The 16,813-nt window shown below is 64.2% G+C and carries 15 protein-coding genes; 11 read left to right on the plus strand and 4 right to left on the minus strand.

Going from position 1 to position 16,813, the window contains the following annotated elements; translation table 11 throughout:
- Positions 1 to 6 precede the first annotated feature (6 nt).
- The 3 genes from AC1DVV_RS20510 to AC1DVV_RS20520 are packed head-to-tail and all read left to right on the plus strand — an operon-like array spanning position 7 to position 4,557.
- Entirely contained in the window at positions 7 to 2,433 is a 2,427-nt protein-coding gene (locus AC1DVV_RS20510) for an efflux RND transporter permease subunit (protein ID WP_457281822.1), read from the plus strand.
- On the plus strand, positions 2,430 to 3,569 hold the full coding sequence (locus AC1DVV_RS20515; protein WP_457281823.1) for an ABC transporter substrate-binding protein: 1,140 nt from the start codon (positions 2,430 to 2,432) through the stop codon (positions 3,567 to 3,569). The genes AC1DVV_RS20510 and AC1DVV_RS20515 overlap by 4 nt, the downstream gene beginning before the upstream one ends.
- 31 nt (positions 3,570 to 3,600) lie before the next feature.
- Positions 3,601 to 4,557 carry an alpha/beta hydrolase gene (locus AC1DVV_RS20520; RefSeq protein WP_477667010.1) on the plus strand — a complete coding sequence of 319 codons (957 nt, stop codon included), beginning with the start codon at positions 3,601 to 3,603 and terminating at the stop codon, positions 4,555 to 4,557.
- Between the two features lie 9 nt (positions 4,558 to 4,566).
- Here AC1DVV_RS20520 and AC1DVV_RS20525 read toward each other — a convergent pair whose 3' ends face one another.
- Positions 4,567 to 6,684: an acetoacetate--CoA ligase gene (locus tag AC1DVV_RS20525; protein WP_477689699.1), complete on the minus strand. Its 2,118-nt coding sequence runs from the start codon at positions 6,682 to 6,684 to the stop codon at positions 4,567 to 4,569.
- 93 nt (positions 6,685 to 6,777) lie between these two features.
- Between AC1DVV_RS20525 and AC1DVV_RS20530 the strand changes: the two genes are divergently transcribed.
- From AC1DVV_RS20530 to AC1DVV_RS20550, 5 genes are all read left to right on the plus strand, one after another.
- Entirely contained in the window at positions 6,778 to 7,221 is a 444-nt protein-coding gene (locus tag AC1DVV_RS20530) for a ribonuclease HI family protein (RefSeq protein ID WP_457281826.1), read from the plus strand.
- Positions 7,222 to 7,328: 107 nt separating this feature from the next.
- Positions 7,329 to 7,721 carry a RidA family protein gene (locus tag AC1DVV_RS20535; protein WP_477667011.1) on the plus strand — a complete coding sequence of 131 codons (393 nt, stop codon included), beginning with the start codon at positions 7,329 to 7,331 and terminating at the stop codon, positions 7,719 to 7,721.
- 76 nt (positions 7,722 to 7,797) lie between these two features.
- A complete protein-coding gene (locus AC1DVV_RS20540; protein ID WP_457281828.1) occupies positions 7,798 to 8,418 on the plus strand; it encodes a TetR/AcrR family transcriptional regulator in 621 nt (206 codons plus the stop codon).
- 226 nt (positions 8,419 to 8,644) lie between these two features.
- Positions 8,645 to 9,529 carry an alpha/beta hydrolase gene (locus AC1DVV_RS20545; protein ID WP_477667012.1) on the plus strand — a complete coding sequence of 295 codons (885 nt, stop codon included), beginning with the start codon at positions 8,645 to 8,647 and terminating at the stop codon, positions 9,527 to 9,529.
- Positions 9,530 to 9,616: 87 nt separating this feature from the next.
- Complete coding sequence (locus AC1DVV_RS20550; protein WP_457281830.1) at positions 9,617 to 10,903, plus strand: solute carrier family 23 protein; 1,287 nt, start codon at positions 9,617 to 9,619, stop codon at positions 10,901 to 10,903.
- A gap of 151 nt (positions 10,904 to 11,054) precedes the next feature.
- On the opposite strand, the gene AC1DVV_RS20555 is transcribed toward AC1DVV_RS20550, so the two are convergent.
- The 3 genes from AC1DVV_RS20555 to AC1DVV_RS20565 all read right to left on the minus strand — a co-directional run bounded on the left by AC1DVV_RS20555 (position 11,055) and on the right by AC1DVV_RS20565 (position 14,303).
- Positions 11,055 to 12,206 (minus strand): ABC transporter substrate-binding protein, encoded by a 1,152-nt coding sequence (locus AC1DVV_RS20555; protein WP_457281831.1) that lies wholly within the window; start codon positions 12,204 to 12,206, stop codon positions 11,055 to 11,057.
- Positions 12,207 to 12,453: 247 nt separating this feature from the next.
- Positions 12,454 to 12,804: a hypothetical protein gene (locus tag AC1DVV_RS20560; protein WP_457281832.1), complete on the minus strand. Its 351-nt coding sequence runs from the start codon at positions 12,802 to 12,804 to the stop codon at positions 12,454 to 12,456.
- A gap of 191 nt (positions 12,805 to 12,995) precedes the next feature.
- A complete protein-coding gene (locus tag AC1DVV_RS20565) occupies positions 12,996 to 14,303 on the minus strand; it encodes a hypothetical protein (protein WP_457281833.1) in 1,308 nt (435 codons plus the stop codon).
- A 171-nt stretch (positions 14,304 to 14,474) separates the two neighbouring features.
- Here AC1DVV_RS20565 and AC1DVV_RS20570 point away from each other — a divergent pair, with 171 nt between their 5' ends.
- The 3 genes from AC1DVV_RS20570 to AC1DVV_RS20580 all read left to right on the plus strand — a co-directional run bounded on the left by AC1DVV_RS20570 (position 14,475) and on the right by AC1DVV_RS20580 (position 16,684).
- Positions 14,475 to 14,897, plus strand: a complete 423-nt coding sequence (locus AC1DVV_RS20570; RefSeq protein ID WP_477667014.1) for a hotdog fold thioesterase — start codon at positions 14,475 to 14,477, stop codon at positions 14,895 to 14,897.
- Between the two features lie 328 nt (positions 14,898 to 15,225).
- On the plus strand, positions 15,226 to 16,338 hold the full coding sequence (locus tag AC1DVV_RS20575; protein ID WP_457281835.1) for an ABC transporter substrate-binding protein: 1,113 nt from the start codon (positions 15,226 to 15,228) through the stop codon (positions 16,336 to 16,338).
- A 40-nt stretch (positions 16,339 to 16,378) separates the two neighbouring features.
- Complete coding sequence (locus tag AC1DVV_RS20580) at positions 16,379 to 16,684, plus strand: hypothetical protein (protein WP_457281836.1); 306 nt, start codon at positions 16,379 to 16,381, stop codon at positions 16,682 to 16,684.
- Positions 16,685 to 16,813: the final 129 nt, after the last annotated feature.

Genomic DNA, 16,813 nt, shown 5'->3' on the forward strand with positions numbered 1-16,813 from the left:
AACTTTATGCACGCCGATTCCTCCTCCTCCGCTTCCTCTTCAGATACCCAGCCCGTCGTCGCGCGGCTTGAAGACTTTGACACGCGTTCGGGCACGCTGCTTGAGCGCGCTTTTTTCAATCACCGGCCCTGGGTCATGGCGGTGTGCCTGCTGCTGACCCTCGTGCTGGGCTGGCAGGCCACCAAGCTGCAGCTCAACGCCAGTTTTGAAAAAACCATTCCGACGGGCCACCCCTACATCGTCAACTACCTGGCCCACAAGGCCGATCTCGGCGGCCAGGCCAATGCGCTGCGGCTGGTGGTGGAGGCCCGGCAGGGCACGATCTTCGACAAGGCCTACCTCGATGCGCTGCAGAAGATCAACGACGAAATCTTCCTGCTGCCCGGCGTGGACCGGCCTTTCATGAAGTCGCTGTGGACATCCAACACCCGCTGGGTGGCCGTGACCGAAGAAGGCCTGGACGGCGGGCCGGTGATCCCCGATGCCTACGACGGCTCGCCTGCCAGCCTGGCCGGGCTGCGCGCCAACGTCGAGCGCTCGGGGGAAATCGGCCAGCTGGTGGCGGGCGACTTCAAGTCCAGCATCGTGTTTGTTCCCTTGCTGGACCGCAACCCGGACACCGGCAAGGCACTGGACTATGGCGATTTGTCACGCCAGATCGAAGTCCTGCGCGCCAAGCACGGCAGCGATGCGCTGCAGATCCGCGTCACCGGTTTCGCCAAGGTGGCTGGTGACCTGATCGAGGGCCTGCATCAGGTGTTGCTATTCTTCCTGCTGGCACTTGCCATCACCACCGCGGTTCTTTTTGCCTACACCCGCTGCGCCCGCAGCACCGCGCTGGTGGTGGCGTGTTCGGTGGTGGCGGTAGTCTGGCAGTTCGGCTTGCTGGCATTGCTGGGCTATGAGCTTGACCCCTATTCGGTTCTGGTGCCCTTCCTGGTGTTTGCCATCGGCATGAGCCACGGCGCACAAAAGATGAATGGCATCATGCAGGACATAGGCCGCGGCACGCACCGTGTGGTGGCGGCCCGCTATACCTTCCGGCGCCTGTTCGTCGCAGGCCTGACCGCCCTGCTCTGCGATGCTGTGGGCTTCGCGGTGCTGGTCATCATCCAGATCAAGGTCATCCAGGACCTGGCCCTGATTGCCAGCATCGGCGTGGCGGTTCTGATCTTCACCAACCTCGTGCTGCTGCCCATCCTGTTGTCTTATGCGGGTGTGGCCCCTGCTGCGGCGGCGCGCAGCCTGCGCCAGGAAGCATCACAGGGGGCGCAACGTTCATGGCTATGGGCCTTGCTGGACCATTTCACGCAAAAGCGCTGGGCCACGGCAGCAGTGGTCGTTGCGGCGCTCATGGCCGCAGGCGGCTATGCCATCAGCCTGCACTTGAAAATCGGCGACCTCGACCCCGGCGCGTCCGAGCTGCGGCCCGGCTCGCGCTACAACCAGGACAACGCCTACCAGATCGCCCACTACGCGGCCAGCGCCGACATCCTGACTGTGATGGTGACCACACCCGCGGATAAATGCACGGCCTACGGCACGCTGGCCAAGGTGGACGCCCTGGCCTGGCAGCTTGAACAATTGCCCGGGGTGGAGTCCACCAACTCGATGGCCGCGCTGTCCAAGCTGGCCATGGTGGGCTACAACGAAGGCAACTTCAAGTGGTTTGAGCTGCTCCCCAATGAAGGCGCCCTGGGCGGGGTGCAGACGCGCGCGCCGCGCGAACTCTTTAACCAGAGCTGCTCATTCCTCGCGCTGTACGTCTACCTGAAGGACCACAAGGCCGAAACCCTGGCGCGCGTGGTGGCCGATGTGGACCGCTTCGCTGCGATCAACAACACGCAGGACGTCACCTTCAAGCTGGCCGCGGGCAGCGCCGGCATTGATGCGGCGACCAATATCGTGGTGGGCAAGGCCATGCGCGAGATGCTGCTGTGGGTGTATGCAGCGGTGGTGATTTTGTGCTGGGTCACCTTTCGCTCCTGGCGTGCGGTGGTGGTGGCGGTACTGCCGCTGGTGCTGACCTCGATCCTTTGCGAGGCGCTGATGGTGGGCTTGGGCATGGGGGTGAAAGTTGCCACGCTGCCGGTGATTGCGCTGGGCGTGGGCATCGGCGTGGACTATGCCCTCTATGTGCTCAGCATCACGCTGGCCCGCATGCGGGAAGGCGCCAGCCTGTCCGAGGCCTACCACCACGCGCTGCAGTTCACCGGCCGCGTGGTCCTGCTCACCGGCATCACGCTGGCGCTAGCCGTTGGCACCTGGGCTTTTTCGCCCATCAAGTTCCAGGCCGACATGGGCATTTTGTTGGCCTTCATGTTTGTGTGGAACATGGTGGGGGCGCTGGTCCTGCTGCCCGCGCTGGGCTACTTCCTGCTGCGGCCGGCGGTGGCCCTGCCCATGCCGGTCAATGCACGAGTGCCGGTATGAGCCGGCGTAGCGACACACTGACCCGCCGCACGCGCAGGCTTCTTGGCACGGCGATGCTGCTGGGCGCGGCCGCGGCAAGCCATGCCGCGCCCGACACCCTGGTCGTCGGCCAGTCTCTGCCGCTCACCGGTGCGGGCTTTCCGGTCGCCAACCGCGTGCTGGCCGGCGCCCGCGCGCATGTGGAGCGCGTCAACGCGTCGGGCGGAATTGCCGGGCGACGCGTTGAACTGGTGACGCTGGATGACGGCGGTGACCCACGGCGTGTGGCGGCCAACCTGCGCATCCTGGTGGGCCAGCACAAGGCGGTGCTGATTGCCAATTGCCTCGGTGAACGGGCCTGCCTTGAGGCTGCCCAGGCCACGCGCGAACTTCGCGTGCCGCTGGTCGGCCCGATGTCGGGCGCGTCGGCTTTGCGTTCCCCCGATGTCCGCCATGTTTTCAGCCTGCGACCGGATGATGCGCGCGAGGCCGATGCACTGGTGCGCCAGCTGGCATCCATCGGCGTCACCCGGGTGGCGGTGCTGGCCGACGGTTCCGAACCGGCGCGCACCGAGGCGCTGGTGGCAGCCTTGCAACGCGACGGCCGGCAGGTCACACGCATCACCGCCGACGCGCGGCTGGCGTCCATCGAAGCGGCATTCCGCGACGTGGCCAAGGCCGCGCCGCAGGCCCTGGTCCTCAACCTGGGCAACGAGGTGCTGGATGCGCTGGGGCGGCTTCCGGCCTCAGCCTATGACAGCGTGCCGTCCACCGTCGCCACTTTGTCGACGGCGGGGCTGACGCAGCTGACACGGCTGTTCCGCAACCGGCTGGTGGGCTACACCAGCGTGGTGCCGAATCCCGAGGTGGCCCGCCTGCCCATCGTGCGCGAGCTCGAGCGCGATGCAGACGATTTCATCGGCCCCGAAGCTATGACCTTCGAAGGCCTGGAGTCCTACCTGAATCTGCGTGTCTGCACGGAGGCACTGCGCCGCGCCGGGCCCCGCGCCGACGGGCTGCGCCTCGGCGAGGCGATTGAAAGCCTTGGAGCACTGGACCTGGGCGGCTTCAGGCTCTCGTTCGGCCGGGAGCGGCACCACGCCTCGGACCATGTCGAGATCGGCATGCGCGCCCGCGACGGCAAATTGTTGCGATGAACACGTTACCCACCCATGAGGAGACTCTCGAATGAATGCTGTTGTGAAGCCGGTGCTGGAGACGGCCGATATGGACCCTGGCCTGGCCGGCTTTCTGGCCCAGGCCGCCGCGCAAGGCAATCCGCCGCTGGAAAGCCTGCCACCTGCCATCGCACGGCAGGTTTACCGCGAGCTGGCCGACACATTGGGTTTGCCGGCCCCGGCCATCGGGAAAGTGGATGACACCAGCTTTCCCGGTCCGGGCGGCCCCGTGCGCCTGCGCGTGTACAGCCCCGACACCATCGGCCCCTGGCCTGTGCTGCTGTATGCGCATGGCGGTGGTTTTGTAATCGGCGACCTGGAGACCCATGACAAGGTCTGCCGCACGCTGTGCCACCACACCGGCATGCTGGTCGTGGCGGTGGATTACCGGCTGGCGCCGGAGCACCCCTTCCCCGCCGCACCTGACGACGTCGAGGCCGCCTTGCGCTGGGTACTGGCAAATGCCTCTGCGTTGGGCGGCGACGCAAACCGTATCGCGGTGGCCGGCGACAGCGCCGGTGCACAGCTGGCACTGGTGGCATCACGGCGCGTGAACGCAAAAGCCGTTCGCGCGCTCGGCCTGATCTATCCGGTGGCACAACACCCCAGCCAGCCCAGTGCCTCCTACCCGGAGAACGAAGGCAAATTTCTCAGCATGGGCGTGATGCAGTGGTTTATGGCCAGCTATCTCGGCAAGCAGGCCGGTGCGGACAAGCATCCTGACTTTGCCTTGCTGGACTCAGGGGGCCTGGCGAACCTTCCCGCCACCTGGGTGGCCACCATGGGCCACGACCCGTTGCGTGACGAAGGCCATGCCCTCGCACTGCGCGTGGCCTCGACCGGGGTGGAGGTGGCGCACCGGCACTACCCGGAGGCGATTCATGCCTGTATCCATTTCACTGCCGTATCGCCTGTCGGTTTGCGGGTCATGACGGACCTGGCGCAGTGGTTGCGCGCGCGGGTGTGAACCGCCTGCTCAATCCCGCCGATCACCTGCGGCACGCTTTTGCGCGAAAGCCACGTACCAGTCCAGGCAACCGGGGTTGGCCATCGCGTCGCGGTTCACCACCTTCTCCAGCGGCTGGCCCAGCAGCAGTTTCTTGATCGGCAATTCCTGCTTCTTGCCCGAGAGCGTGCGCGGAATTTCCGGCACGGCGAAGATGTCGTTGGGCACAAAGCGCGGCGACAGCGCGGTCTTGACGGCCTGGTTGAGTTTGGCTTTCATCGCGTCATCCAGCTCGTGGCCGGGACGCAGTACAACGAAGAGCGGCATGTAACTTTCACGGCCCAGGTATTCAAGGTCGACCACCATGGAGTCCAGCACTTCGGGCAGCGCCTCAATCGCGCTGTAAAGCTCGCTGGTGCCCATGCGCAGGCCGTGGCGGTTGATAGTGGCATCGCTGCGGCCATAGATGATGCAGCTGCCCGAGGGCGTAACCTTGAGCCAGTCGCCATGCCGCCACACGCCGGGGTAGGTGTCGAAGTAGCTCGCGAGGTAGCGTTGGTTGTCCTTGTCGCCAACGAAGTAAAGCGGCATGGACGGCAGCGGCTGCGTGCAGACCAGCTCACCGACTTCATCGACAACGGACTCGCCCTTGTCGTTCCAGGCCTCGACCGCGCAGCCGAGGATGCGGCATTGCATTTCGCCGGGAACCACGGGCAGTTCGCGGTTGCCGCCTATAAACGCACCGGCGAAATCAGTCCCGCCGGAAATATTGCACCACCAGATCGGTGCCCCCACGCTTTTCACTTCGTGTAATACGCTGCCCCTCGAGGGGGCTGCCTGGCCTTGGGGCGGCCCGGCGGTCAGGCGTCTTCGGTTTTCCCGATCACGTAGCTTCTCGAACTGCGCGGTTCCCCATCGCTGCGTGTCCTCACTCAGCGGTGATCCCGTCGTGCCCAGCGTGCGCAGCCGGCTCAGGTCTCCGCACTGCGCGAGGTCAATGCCCGCCTTCATGCAGTTGGCAAAGAAGGCCGCGCCCGCTCCGAAGAAGGTAGCGCGGGTGTTGGCGACAAAGCGCCACAGTGTGGTCCAGTCAGGTGCGTCCTTGTTCGTGCCCGCCGGGTTGCCGTCGTAGATGCAACAGGTCGTGCCGTTAAGCAGGCTGGCGGCCTGCACGTTCCACATGATCCAGCCGGTGGAGCTGTACCAGTGAAATCGTTCCGGATTGACCGGGTCGGCACAACTGGGTGCCAGGTCGTTGTGCAGGCGCAGCAGCGCCAGCCCCACCAAGGCCACGCCACCATGGCCGTGGACGATAGGTTTGGGCAGGCCGGTGGTGCCGCTGGAATAGACGATCCACAATGGGTGGTCAAACGGCAGCCAGAGTGGCTCGAAGGCCGCTGTTTGTGCATCGTTTCGGGCTGTGGCGCTTTGCAGGTATGCGCAACCAGCTATCAAATCAATAGCATTTGAATTGCCGGGCAGCACCTCGTGAAGGATCACGTGCGTGACGCTGGGCAACGCCGCAACCAGCTCCGCCACCACGCTGCGGCGGTCGATGTCCTTTCCGCCGTAGTGCACGCCGTTACAGGCAATCAGCACCTTGGGCTCAATCTGGCGAAAACGGTCCAGCACAGCGGGCGTGCCCATGTCGGGCGCGCACACGCTCCACACGGCGCCTATGCTGACCGTCGCGAGGAAGGCGACCATGGTCTCGGGCGTGTTGGGCAAGTAGGCGGCCACGCGGTCGCCGGGCTGTACGCCCTGCGCCTTCAGGTGCAAGGCCAGCGACGCCGACTGCCGGCGCATCTCGGCCCAACCCAGTTCCCGCGCTGCTTCGCCGTTCGCCAGGCTGGCTTCACCGTGACTGACGATGGCAGGCACGCCCGCCGCGTCGGCCGCGGCCGTGTGGCGGAACACCTGCTGCGCGTAGTTGCCCTGCGCACCGGGAAACCACTCAGCCCCCGGCATGCTGCGCCGGCCCAGCACGGCCGTGTGCGCGGTGGGCGACTGCAGTTCGAAGTAATCCCAGATGCTTTGCCAGAAGGCGTCGAGGTCGGTGACCGACCAGCGCCACAGCGCGTCATAGTTGTCGAATGACAGGCCGCGTGTGGCCTGCAGCCAGTTTTGGTACTTGCGTATCTGGAACATGGCCGTAACCATAAACCAGGACGAGGCGGATGCGACCCGGTGGTATCCCCGCCATGGCCTATATTGGCTAACTCCGCATGAAAGAAGTGCTCATTGAATAGCGCCCCCTGGATCATCTACTGCGACGGCAGCGCCGTGCCGAACCCTGGCCGTATGGGCCTGGGTGCAGTCGTTACCGGGCCGGACGGCAGCCGGCATCCGCTGTCTATCACCGCGGAAGGCCGAGGCTGCAACAACGAAGCGGAGTTGCGTGCGCTGATGGCGGCCATGCAGTACGCCGGGCAGCAGGGTGCAACGGCGCTGCTTGTTCACTGCGACAACAGCGTGGTGGTCCAGCAGCTGGCGGGAACTGCCACGGAGCCATTCCTGCGCCTGGCTCCGCTGTTCGAAGAGGTGCGCGCCGTGCTGCACTCCTTCGCGAGCGCGCGGCTGGTGTGGATACCTCGCCACCGCAACCGGGAGGCCGATACGCTGGCCCGGGCGGCGGTGGGGCTGATGCCCAAAGGCCCGACGCCAACGATCAGGCGTCGCCGTTAGCCGCAGGTGTGAATGCTTCGTTCCCGCGCGAAGCAAAGAAGTGCCGTAGCCGCGTACAAATGTGGATGTACCCGCATCACCCCGCACACCCTGCCCAGGAGCAACGCATGGCCAAAGAGATTATTCGCGTCGAGCCCCTTTCAACCTGGCTCGAGCGGTGGAAGGCGCCCACTTCGGTCATGACGCGCCATGGCGATACGGTCTATGTCTCTGGCCTTCCGCCGTTTGATCCCGCCACGGGTGAGGTCATCAATGCAAGCCTCGAACGCCAGACCGAGCTGGTGCTGGAGCAGATGAAGCTCTGCCTGGAAACAGCGGGTTCGTCGCTGGACCAGGTGCTGAAGTGCAACATCTATTGCACATCGGTCGAGAAATTTGCAACGGTCAATGCTATTTACGCCCGCTACTTTCCCCAGGATCCACCGGCCCGGATTTTCATCTGCGTGCCGGCATGGCCAGGGCACTTTGACATCGAGATCGATTGCGTCGCCGCCTGCTAGCCCTGCGCGGAAGATCCGAAACCCGTGACGCGGTGAGGGGATTGCACTTTCGCACAATCGTGCTAATATTCGCCGCATGGACGCCAAAACCCAGAAAAGCGAAATGACCCGCGCCGCCATCATCGGCGCAGGCATTGACCTGGCTGCGGCGGAAGGTCTGGAAGCCATCACCTTGCAGGCTGTGGCCGACCGCATCAGTATTTCCAAGAGCGGCGTGTTTTCACGCATCGGCTCGCGCGAGGCTTTGCAGAAGGCCGTGATCGAAGAGTTCGGCCGGCGCTTCATTGCCGACGTGTTCGTGCCCGCCATGCAGCAGCCCAAGGGCCTGCCGCGGCTGGAAGCCATCGTGCAGCGCTGGATTGTGCGCACGCGCGATGTGGAAGCCAAGTCAGGCTGTATTTACACGGCGGGCGCCTTTGAGCTGGACGACCGCGAAGGCGAGCTGCGCGACCTGCTGTTCAGCGAGGTCACCCGCTGGCGCGCCACGTTGCGGCGCACCGTGCTGCAGGCCATGGAGGCCGGTCAACTGAAGGCCGACACCGATGCGGAACAGCTGGTCATGGAAATCAGCAGCATTGCCATGGGGATGTTTCACGATGCCCGTTTTCTACGCGATGCACGCGCGGCTGAACGGGCCCAGGCAGCCTGGGAGCGCCTGATCAAGAGCTACCAGACCGAGACAGTCACCAAAAAGTAAGAGACAAACTGGGCGGAAAGGGCAGCCATGCCATTTTCGATGTGTTGGCAAGTTTTAATTTCGCACGACTGTGCGGAGAAATGAGGAAATCATGTTGATCCTGATCATTGGCTTTGGCATTTATTTTGGCGTTCGCGCCGTGATGGCGGTGCAGGCTTCGCTGCGCACACTGCCGCGCAGCAATGAAGACTGGGTCTGGTACTGAAAACCGCGGAGACAGCAGACCATGACACGCACATCGCTCCAGGCCACCGCGGCCTTTTATAACGCCAGCCCCCTGACACGCATTTTCCGCTGGGGGCTGGGCGCTTCGCAGCAGCTCTGGCCGGCGCTGGCTGTGCGGGCGGCTTACCGCCTGTTCGGCACACCGCTGCCGCCCAAGTGGGTGAGTCGCCGCAGAAAGTGGAGCCCCGACTGGCACATTGAGCAATGGCCTTTTGAAGACGCCAGCGTGACGATGTACAGCCGCCCCGTCGCGCCTGCCGGCCCGGTGGTGCTGTTGGTGCACGGCTGGGGCGGACACGCCGGGCAGATGCTGGCGCTGGCGGAGGTCTTGAGCGCGCAAGGCTTGCGGCCCGTGATTGTTGAGATGCCGGCGCATGGCCGCAGCAGCGGCTCGGTCACCAACCTGCCGCAGTTTGCGCGCGTGCTCGAGTACGTGACCGCACGGCTGCAGCAACAGGGCCATACGCTGCGCGCGGTGGTGGCGCATTCGCTGTCGGCGAACGCCGGCGCTTATGCCGCCAGCCGCGGGCTGGCGGCCGGCCGGCTGGTGTTGCTGGCGCCGCCTGCCTCGCCGCTCGAATACACGCGGCTGTTCGCCCACGTATTCGGCCTGCGCGAATCCACGCGCGCGGCCATGCAGCGGCGCATCGAGGCGCGCGAAGGCATTTTGATGCCGCAGTTCGAGCCGGCGATGGTCGGCCCGCGCATCGCCCTGCCCACGCTGGTGGTGCATGACCGGCAGGACAGCATCAACCGCTTTGCCGACGGCGTGGCCTATAGCGAGGCGATCGCCGGCGCACGCCTGGTGGCCACCGAAGGCCTGGGCCATCGCAAAATCCTCAAGGATGATGAGGTGCTGCGCGAGGTGGCCGCCTTCCTGGCCTGAGAACCTGTTTATCTCCATACGGCACCGCTCTTGTGCGGCGCGCGCATTCCCCCTAGCATTGCCTCACTTTTATAACAAGGAGACATGATGGGAATGCTGGACTGGACAGAAAAAAGCAGCGCGGTATTGCAGCAGGGCGGCGTCATCGGGCCCGACGAGCGCCTGCCGTGGCCGCAGACCGCGGTGATGGGCGTGCAGCACGTGATCGCGATGTTCGGCGCCACGGTGCTCGCACCCATCCTCATGGGCTTTGACCCCAACATCGCCATCCTGATGAGCGGCATCGGCACGCTGATTTTCTTCGTCATCACCGGCGGAAAGGTGCCCAGCTACCTGGGTTCGAGTTTTGCCTTCATCGGTGTGGTGATTGCCGCCACGGCCTACGCCGGCAAGGGGCCCAATGCCAACCTGGGCGTGGCCCTGGGCGGCATCATTGCCTGCGGCGTGGTGTATACGCTGATCGGCTTCATCGTGCAGTCCATCGGCACCGGCTGGATAGAACGTTTCATGCCGCCCGTGGTCACCGGCGCCGTGGTGGCGGTGATCGGCCTGAACCTGGCCAGCATTCCCATCAAGAATATGGCGGCCGGCAATTTCGATTCATGGATGCAGGTGGTGACGTTTGTGAGCGTCGCCCTGGTGGCCGTGATGACACGCGGCATGGTGCAGCGGCTGCTGATCCTGGTCGGCCTGATCGTGGCGAGCGTGATTTATGCAGTGCTGACCAACGGACTGGGTCTGGGCAAGCCGATGGACCTGTCGGGCATTGCCAATGCCGCCTGGGTCGGCCTGCCGGGCTTCACAGCACCGGTGTTCAGCGCCAATGCCATGCTGCTGATTGCGCCCGTCGCCATCATCCTGGTGGCGGAAAACCTCGGCCACATCAAGGCGGTGACGGCCATGACGGGCAAGAACCTCGATGTCTACATGGGCCGCGCCTTCATCGGCGACGGCGTGGCGACCATCGTCTCGGGCAGCGCGGGCGGCACCGGCGTGACGACTTACGCCGAGAACATCGGCGTGATGGCGGCGACCAAGATCTATTCCACCGCCGTCTTCGTGGTGGCGGCGCTGATCGCCGTGGTGCTGGGCTTCAGCCCCAAGTTCGGCGCGCTGATCCAAGCGATTCCGCTGCCGGTGATGGGCGGCGTGAGCATCGTGGTGTTCGGCCTCATCGCCGTGGCCGGCGCCAAGATCTGGGTCGACAACAAGGTGGACTTTTCGGACAACCGCAATTTGATTGTTGCCGCCATCACGCTGGTGCTCGGCACCGGTGACTTCACGCTGAAGTTCGGCCAGTTCGCACTGGGTGGCATCGGCACCGCGACCTTCGGCGCCATCCTGTTGTACGCCTTGCTGAGCCGCAAACCCTGATCAACGAATCGCTATCTATTTGATAGCTGCTAGCGCAAGTGCTGATTGGGCTTCAGCTTCTTTTTAATGCCAAGAGCCCCGGTTGACCCAACAACCGGGGCTTTTTTCTGGCTGGCGGCAACAGGCGCTGCCAGCCAGGATCAATGGTCCATCAGCCCAGGAAACGTCCACCTGCGCCGAGAACACCCAGTTCGACAAATTTCGAACCCGCGAACGGCGGCGCGGCATAGTCGACACTGAAACCGCCGAGGTCGAACTTCTGCAGGCCGGCCAGTGCGGTGCGCAGCTTGGCGCGCGTCAGGTCGCGGCCGGCGCGCTCCAGACCCGCGGCCATCACGTGGGTGTTGATGTAACTCTCCAGGCTGCCGAGCGAGAACTCCTGCTGGCCGATGGCGCGCATGGCGGCCTGGTACTCACGCACCACCTCGAGCCTGGCGCGATACGGGTCGGGGAACACCATGGTCAGCGCCAGGCCGGAACCGGCCGCGCCCAGCGCCTTGATGCCTTCGCCTGACAGCGTGACACTCAGGCCCGCGATGGGCAGCATGGGCGAAACTTTCTTCAGCGCGGCAATCACGCCGACCGAAGCCGAGCCGGCGGTCCCCAGCAGCACGGCGCCGGGCTTGCCCGCGACGACCTGGCTGACGACGTCGTTGAGGTTCTTGCCGTCGACGGCGAGCGCCACCTGCGCAGCGGCCTTCGCGCCCTGCGCCTGGAGTGCGCGATTGACGTCGGCCAGCACTTCCTTGCCGTAGTCGTTGTCCAGATAAACGACGGTAAGGTCCTTCATGCCCATGCTCACGAGCCGCTGCACCAGACGCTGGGTTTCGTCGGTGAAGCTGGCGCGCACGTGGAACACGTTGCGCATTCCGGGCTTGCGCAGCGACGAGGCGCCCGAGCGCGGCCCGACGTAAGGCAGGTTGGACTCTTCAATCACCGGCATGATGGCGGCGTTGTTGGGCGTGCCGACGCAGGACATCAGCGCAAAAATGCTGCCGTCACCGATCATCTTCTTGACGTTGTCGGCGCTGCGCTGCGGCACATAGGCGTCGTCCATCATCTGGAACTGCAGCATGCGGCCATTCACGCCGCCCTTGGCGTTGATCTCGCCCATGGCGGCATCGACGCCCTGCTTCAACTCGGCGCCCACACCGGCCAGCGGGCCGCTGGTCGCGCCCGTGCTGCCGATGGTGATGGCCTTGGCCGTCAGGCCTTCCTGGGCGTAGGCGTTGCGGATGAAGGCAGGGGCGGCGGCAAGGGCAGCCATTTGAGGGGCAAACGAAAGGAAGCGGCGGCGAAGCATCGCAAATCTCCAAAAGGTGGGGTAGCCGTGAAGGCCAAAAGACAAGGCCGAGTGACCTTGCAGGGTAAAAACCGCTCGCCAACCGGCGCACAGCAGCGCGCCAGAAGGGCAAAGCAAATCATTTAGGATTAAATGATTCTAGGGGTAAACCCTTACCAATTGATGACAAAGCGCAGGCAGCTGTGAAATTGCCGGGGCATGGCCCGGCTTATCGCCGGCAAAGCCGGTTTAGCCGGTTTAGCCGGGATTACTTGGCCTGGGGTTGGCCGGTAGCCCTGGCAAGGGCCGCCTTGGTTCTGGCGAGTTCGCGTTCCAGGTCGGCACGCTCGCCGATTTCCTGTTCCAGGGTTTCATTGACCTGCGCGAGGTCTTCAGCGGATTCCTGGATGCGGGTTTCGAGGGCGTCGGTTTTCTGCAGGGCCTGAGCCACTTCGCCGGCTTGCACATGCGGCGGGAGTTCCTGCTTGAGCACCGTATTGATCACCAGCAGCTCGGCGGCCGATTGCTCCACGGTGTCCTTGACGGCTTCGTTTTGCCCGAGCGCGCGCTCCAGGGGAGTCGATGCGGTGGTGGAAGCGGCAGACTGCTGCTGTGGCATATCGATGGCCTTATGGTCGGTTGATGCGGGTCGTTGAAACGTGGGTATCCGCAAAAAATGATGGTGTTGGCTTGCGCTGCTTCAGCGGGATTTTAACCACCTGCGGCAAATTCAGAGGGCCAGAAGCTCAGCATCGGATGTGGGTATTGACGGCAACCGGACCCGCCGGGCGCAGTTGATGGATCGGACCCTCAGCGCGATTTGGGCGGTGCGGCGGGTGCCTTGCCGCTGCGCGCCGCGCTGGCAGGCTGCGCCGGGCCCGGGCTGAAAATCTTGCCCAGTGTGGAGCCGATGCGGGCCCCAATGGCCGTGCCAACACCCGGCAGTACCGCAGTGCCCACCACGGCGCCCGCAATGGCGCCGCCCGACACGGAGAATTTGACGTTGTCGAGCGGGCCGCTGACCGTCAGCGGGATGCCCACTATGCCGTCCACCAGGTCAATGGCAAACTCGCCCGCGATCTGCCGGTTGGCAATTTTGGCGTCACCCGAGGCGGTGAGCGCACCGGAGCTGGCCCTCACGCCGGTGTAGGTCACCACCATACCCTCGGGCGTGTTCTGCGTGTCGAGCTGGCCCGTGATGGTGTCCAGCGGTGTCTGGCCGGCGTGTTCCTTGCCGGCCGTGCGCACGGCTTTTTCCAGGTCAAAGCGCAGCAGCATGGACTTGCCCACCGTAAAGGGGGTTTTGGTGTGCAACGACTGCGCCAGCTCGGCCACCGTGTCGCCGTTGGCCGACAGTGTGGTTTCGCCGGAGGCCCGGCCTGCAACGACAGACCGGCGATTGAAAGCAGCCAATGCACTTTCAACTTCGATATCGCGGGGCTGCAGGGTGCCTTCGAGATGCATGCGCCCGTTGGCGCGAAACTCGAGCCGGACTTCCCCATCGGCCGTGCCGCCGCCCACCCGAATGCGTGTATCCCAGCGGTCTTCCTGGCCCTGGCGTGTCAGGCTCAGCTGGGTGGTGGGCTCGACATTGGGACGCCTCAGCGCGGCCTTGCGCGGACGCCAGCCGGGGTCAAAATCAACCTCGCCGTCATACACCACAGAGATGCCGCGGCGCGAGATCCAGGTCACGTCGTGAAACACAAAGCGCGCCAGCGGCAGTTCATCGCCGGCCATCTCGTCTTTTTTTTCACGCTGTTTCCCCAATCCGCGCAGCGACAGCTGGGGCACCACGGCACCTTCCAGATCGGCGCGGTCAATTTTCACGCGGCGTTGCCACAGGGCGAAGAGGTCCGGATAGACGGTGAGTTTTTTAATCAGAATCGGCTGGGGCTGTTCCGTGCTGGCCTCTTCAATCACCACCGCCGGCGAAGGCAGCAAACGCCAGTGCAATGCACCGACACGGACCTTGACGCCCAATTGCGCCTCAAGCTCGGTGGCAGCACGCTGCGCGAGTTCCTCGTCACTCGGCAACAGCCGGAGTGCGGCGAACCACAGCAAGCCGAGGGCCAGTGCGACACCCAGCAGCCCTGCCAGCCATTTGTGCGAACGTGTCATCGGCCCGATGGAGCCGGGCAGCCCCGGTCCCGGTAATCCAGGTTCATGTATTCCGTGTGTCTCATACGGCCAGCTTAAGCCCGGCCGCCGCTGCAGCCTACGCGACAAGGTGCCCAAGCGCTGTAGGCCGCAACCTTATAGTGAGGGGGTATCAGCCCTGTGAGAACCCTCATGCGCATCTGGAAACAGCCCATCTCCGTCGAACTGCTCACGCACCACAATGCCGACAGTGCGGTCACCCATCTGGGCATCGAATTCCTGGAGGTGGGTGACGACTTCATCCGCGCCCGCGTGCCGGTAGACCGCCGCACGGTGCAACCCTATGGCTTGCTGCATGGCGGCGTATCGGTGGTGCTGGCGGAGACCCTGGGCTCTTGCGGCGCGGCCTATGCGGCACCCGAAGGGCACCGCGCTGTCGGGCTGGACATCAATGCCAACCACCTCAAGGGTGTCACCAGCGGCTGGGTCACCGGCACCACGCGGCCCGTGCACATAGGGCGCAGTACGCAGGTTTGGCAAATCGAGCTCACCAATGACGCGGGCGAACTGACCTGTGTCTCGCGCATCACGATGGCGATGCTGCGGCCGGGGTGAGGCGATTCGAAGGGTGATAGGTGTAATGGCGCACCCACCCTTGATGGCTACGCACAAGCAGCATATTTACAAATAGCAACAATTCTCCCGCGCCAGATATCCACCCTGCACTTTGCCTGGCCAGGCGCACATTCACGGCCACGGTTATCGGTGTTTTCAGGGGCTGTGATGAGGCCTTCCCTCCGAAAGCCGCGCCAGAGGCCAAATCTGCTCATAACGACAGGGTTCAGCTCCATATTTTTTTCGTCTCAAGAGATGGTTTGAATCGTATTTGATCTTATAGATGCGCATTTGTATCGTTCGCCGACAAGAAGACGAAAGGTAACAAATGGACACAAAAACTGTAAGTCGATGGGCCACAGCGCTGCTGGCAGCCGTCCTGTGCGGCGCGGGACACGCACAGATTTTGATCGGCCAGACAGCCGGTTTCACGGGTCCCGTGGCCGCGGGCGTCAAGGAAAACACCGACGGCGCACGACTGTGGCTGGACGCGGTGAACGCGCGGGGCGGGATCGCGGGCCGGCAGCTGGAGCTGGTGTCACTGGACGACAAGTTCGACCCCAAGCTCGCCGGCGAGAACGCGCAAAAGCTGGCCGAGCGCGGCGCCGTCGCCTTGTTCCTGACGCGCGGCACGCCCCCCACCGAAGCCGTGTTGCCCGTACTGCTAGCCAACCACATGCCGCTGGTCGGCCCCTCCACGGGCGCGATGATCCTGCACCAGCCGGTCAACCGCTATGTCTTCAACGTGCGCGCAACCTACCAGCGAGAGGCCGAGAAGGCCATCGAGCACCTGCACACGCTGGGCATCCAGCGTATCGCTGTGGTGCATGCGGACGACTCCTTTGGCCGTGACGGGCTGGAAGGGGCCAACAAGGGCTTTACGCAGGCGAAGCTGAAGCCCACCAATATCCTGAAAGCGGACCGCAGCAAGCCCGACTACAACCAGCTTGTTCCACCCATTCTGGCAAGCGATGCACAAGCCGTGCTCTGGATCGGCTCGAGCAACGCCGTGGCGGAAGGGGTGCGGGCCCTGCGCGCCACCAAGTCGTCCGTGCGCGTGGTCACCTTGTCCAACAATGCATCGACGGGCTTTATCAAGGCGCTGGGGGAGTATTCACGCGGCGTCATCGTCACGCAGGTCTACCCGGCGGAGCGCTCCTACGCCTACACGATGGTGCAGGAAGCCAACGACCTGGCCAAAGCCAAGGGGATAGCGCTGTCGCCGGCGATGCTGGAAGGCTATGCCGCTGCCAAGGTGCTGGTGGAGGGCCTGCGGCGCGCGGGCAAGAACCCGACGCGGGAGACGCTGCAGGCGGCCCTGGAAGGCATGAAACGCTTCGACCTGGGCGGGCTGGAAGTGAGCTTCAGCCCCGACGACCACACGGGCCTGGACTTCGCGGACCTCTCCATCGTGAGCCTCGAGGGCCGCTTTGTGCGCTGACGCCCAGCTGTATCGAGGCCCTCCACATGAGAAGACCGCCATGGCATGGATGAAGTCGCTGCACAGCCGGCCGCATGAAAGTGCCCTGGAGCCATCGACGCTGGACCTGGACCAGCTGCGCCATCAGCTCCACGATACGCTGCAACGATGCGAAGGGCCCATGTGCGAACGCATGCACTGGCGCATCGACGAGGCGCACACCGCACAGCACCTTTGGCAGCTGCGGGGAGAGATCTTCCAGCTGGTCGCCCGCCAGTTCTATCAGGAGGAGGCAGCGCGGCGCATCAATGCGCTGCTGCCCGCCTTCTCCGGCTGGCTGCCGGCGCACATGCTGACGCGGGTCTAGAAGCGCCATTTTTTTGGCCAGAACCCGACGGCAACTTGAGATCAAGATGTTTTAGTGCTGCAACGCTTGATGATCGCGCGCAATTAGCTATCTTATTGATAGCAAAACCGCCAGCTCCAACCGCACCCG

This window comes from Polaromonas sp. P3_B4, assembly GCF_056402835.1.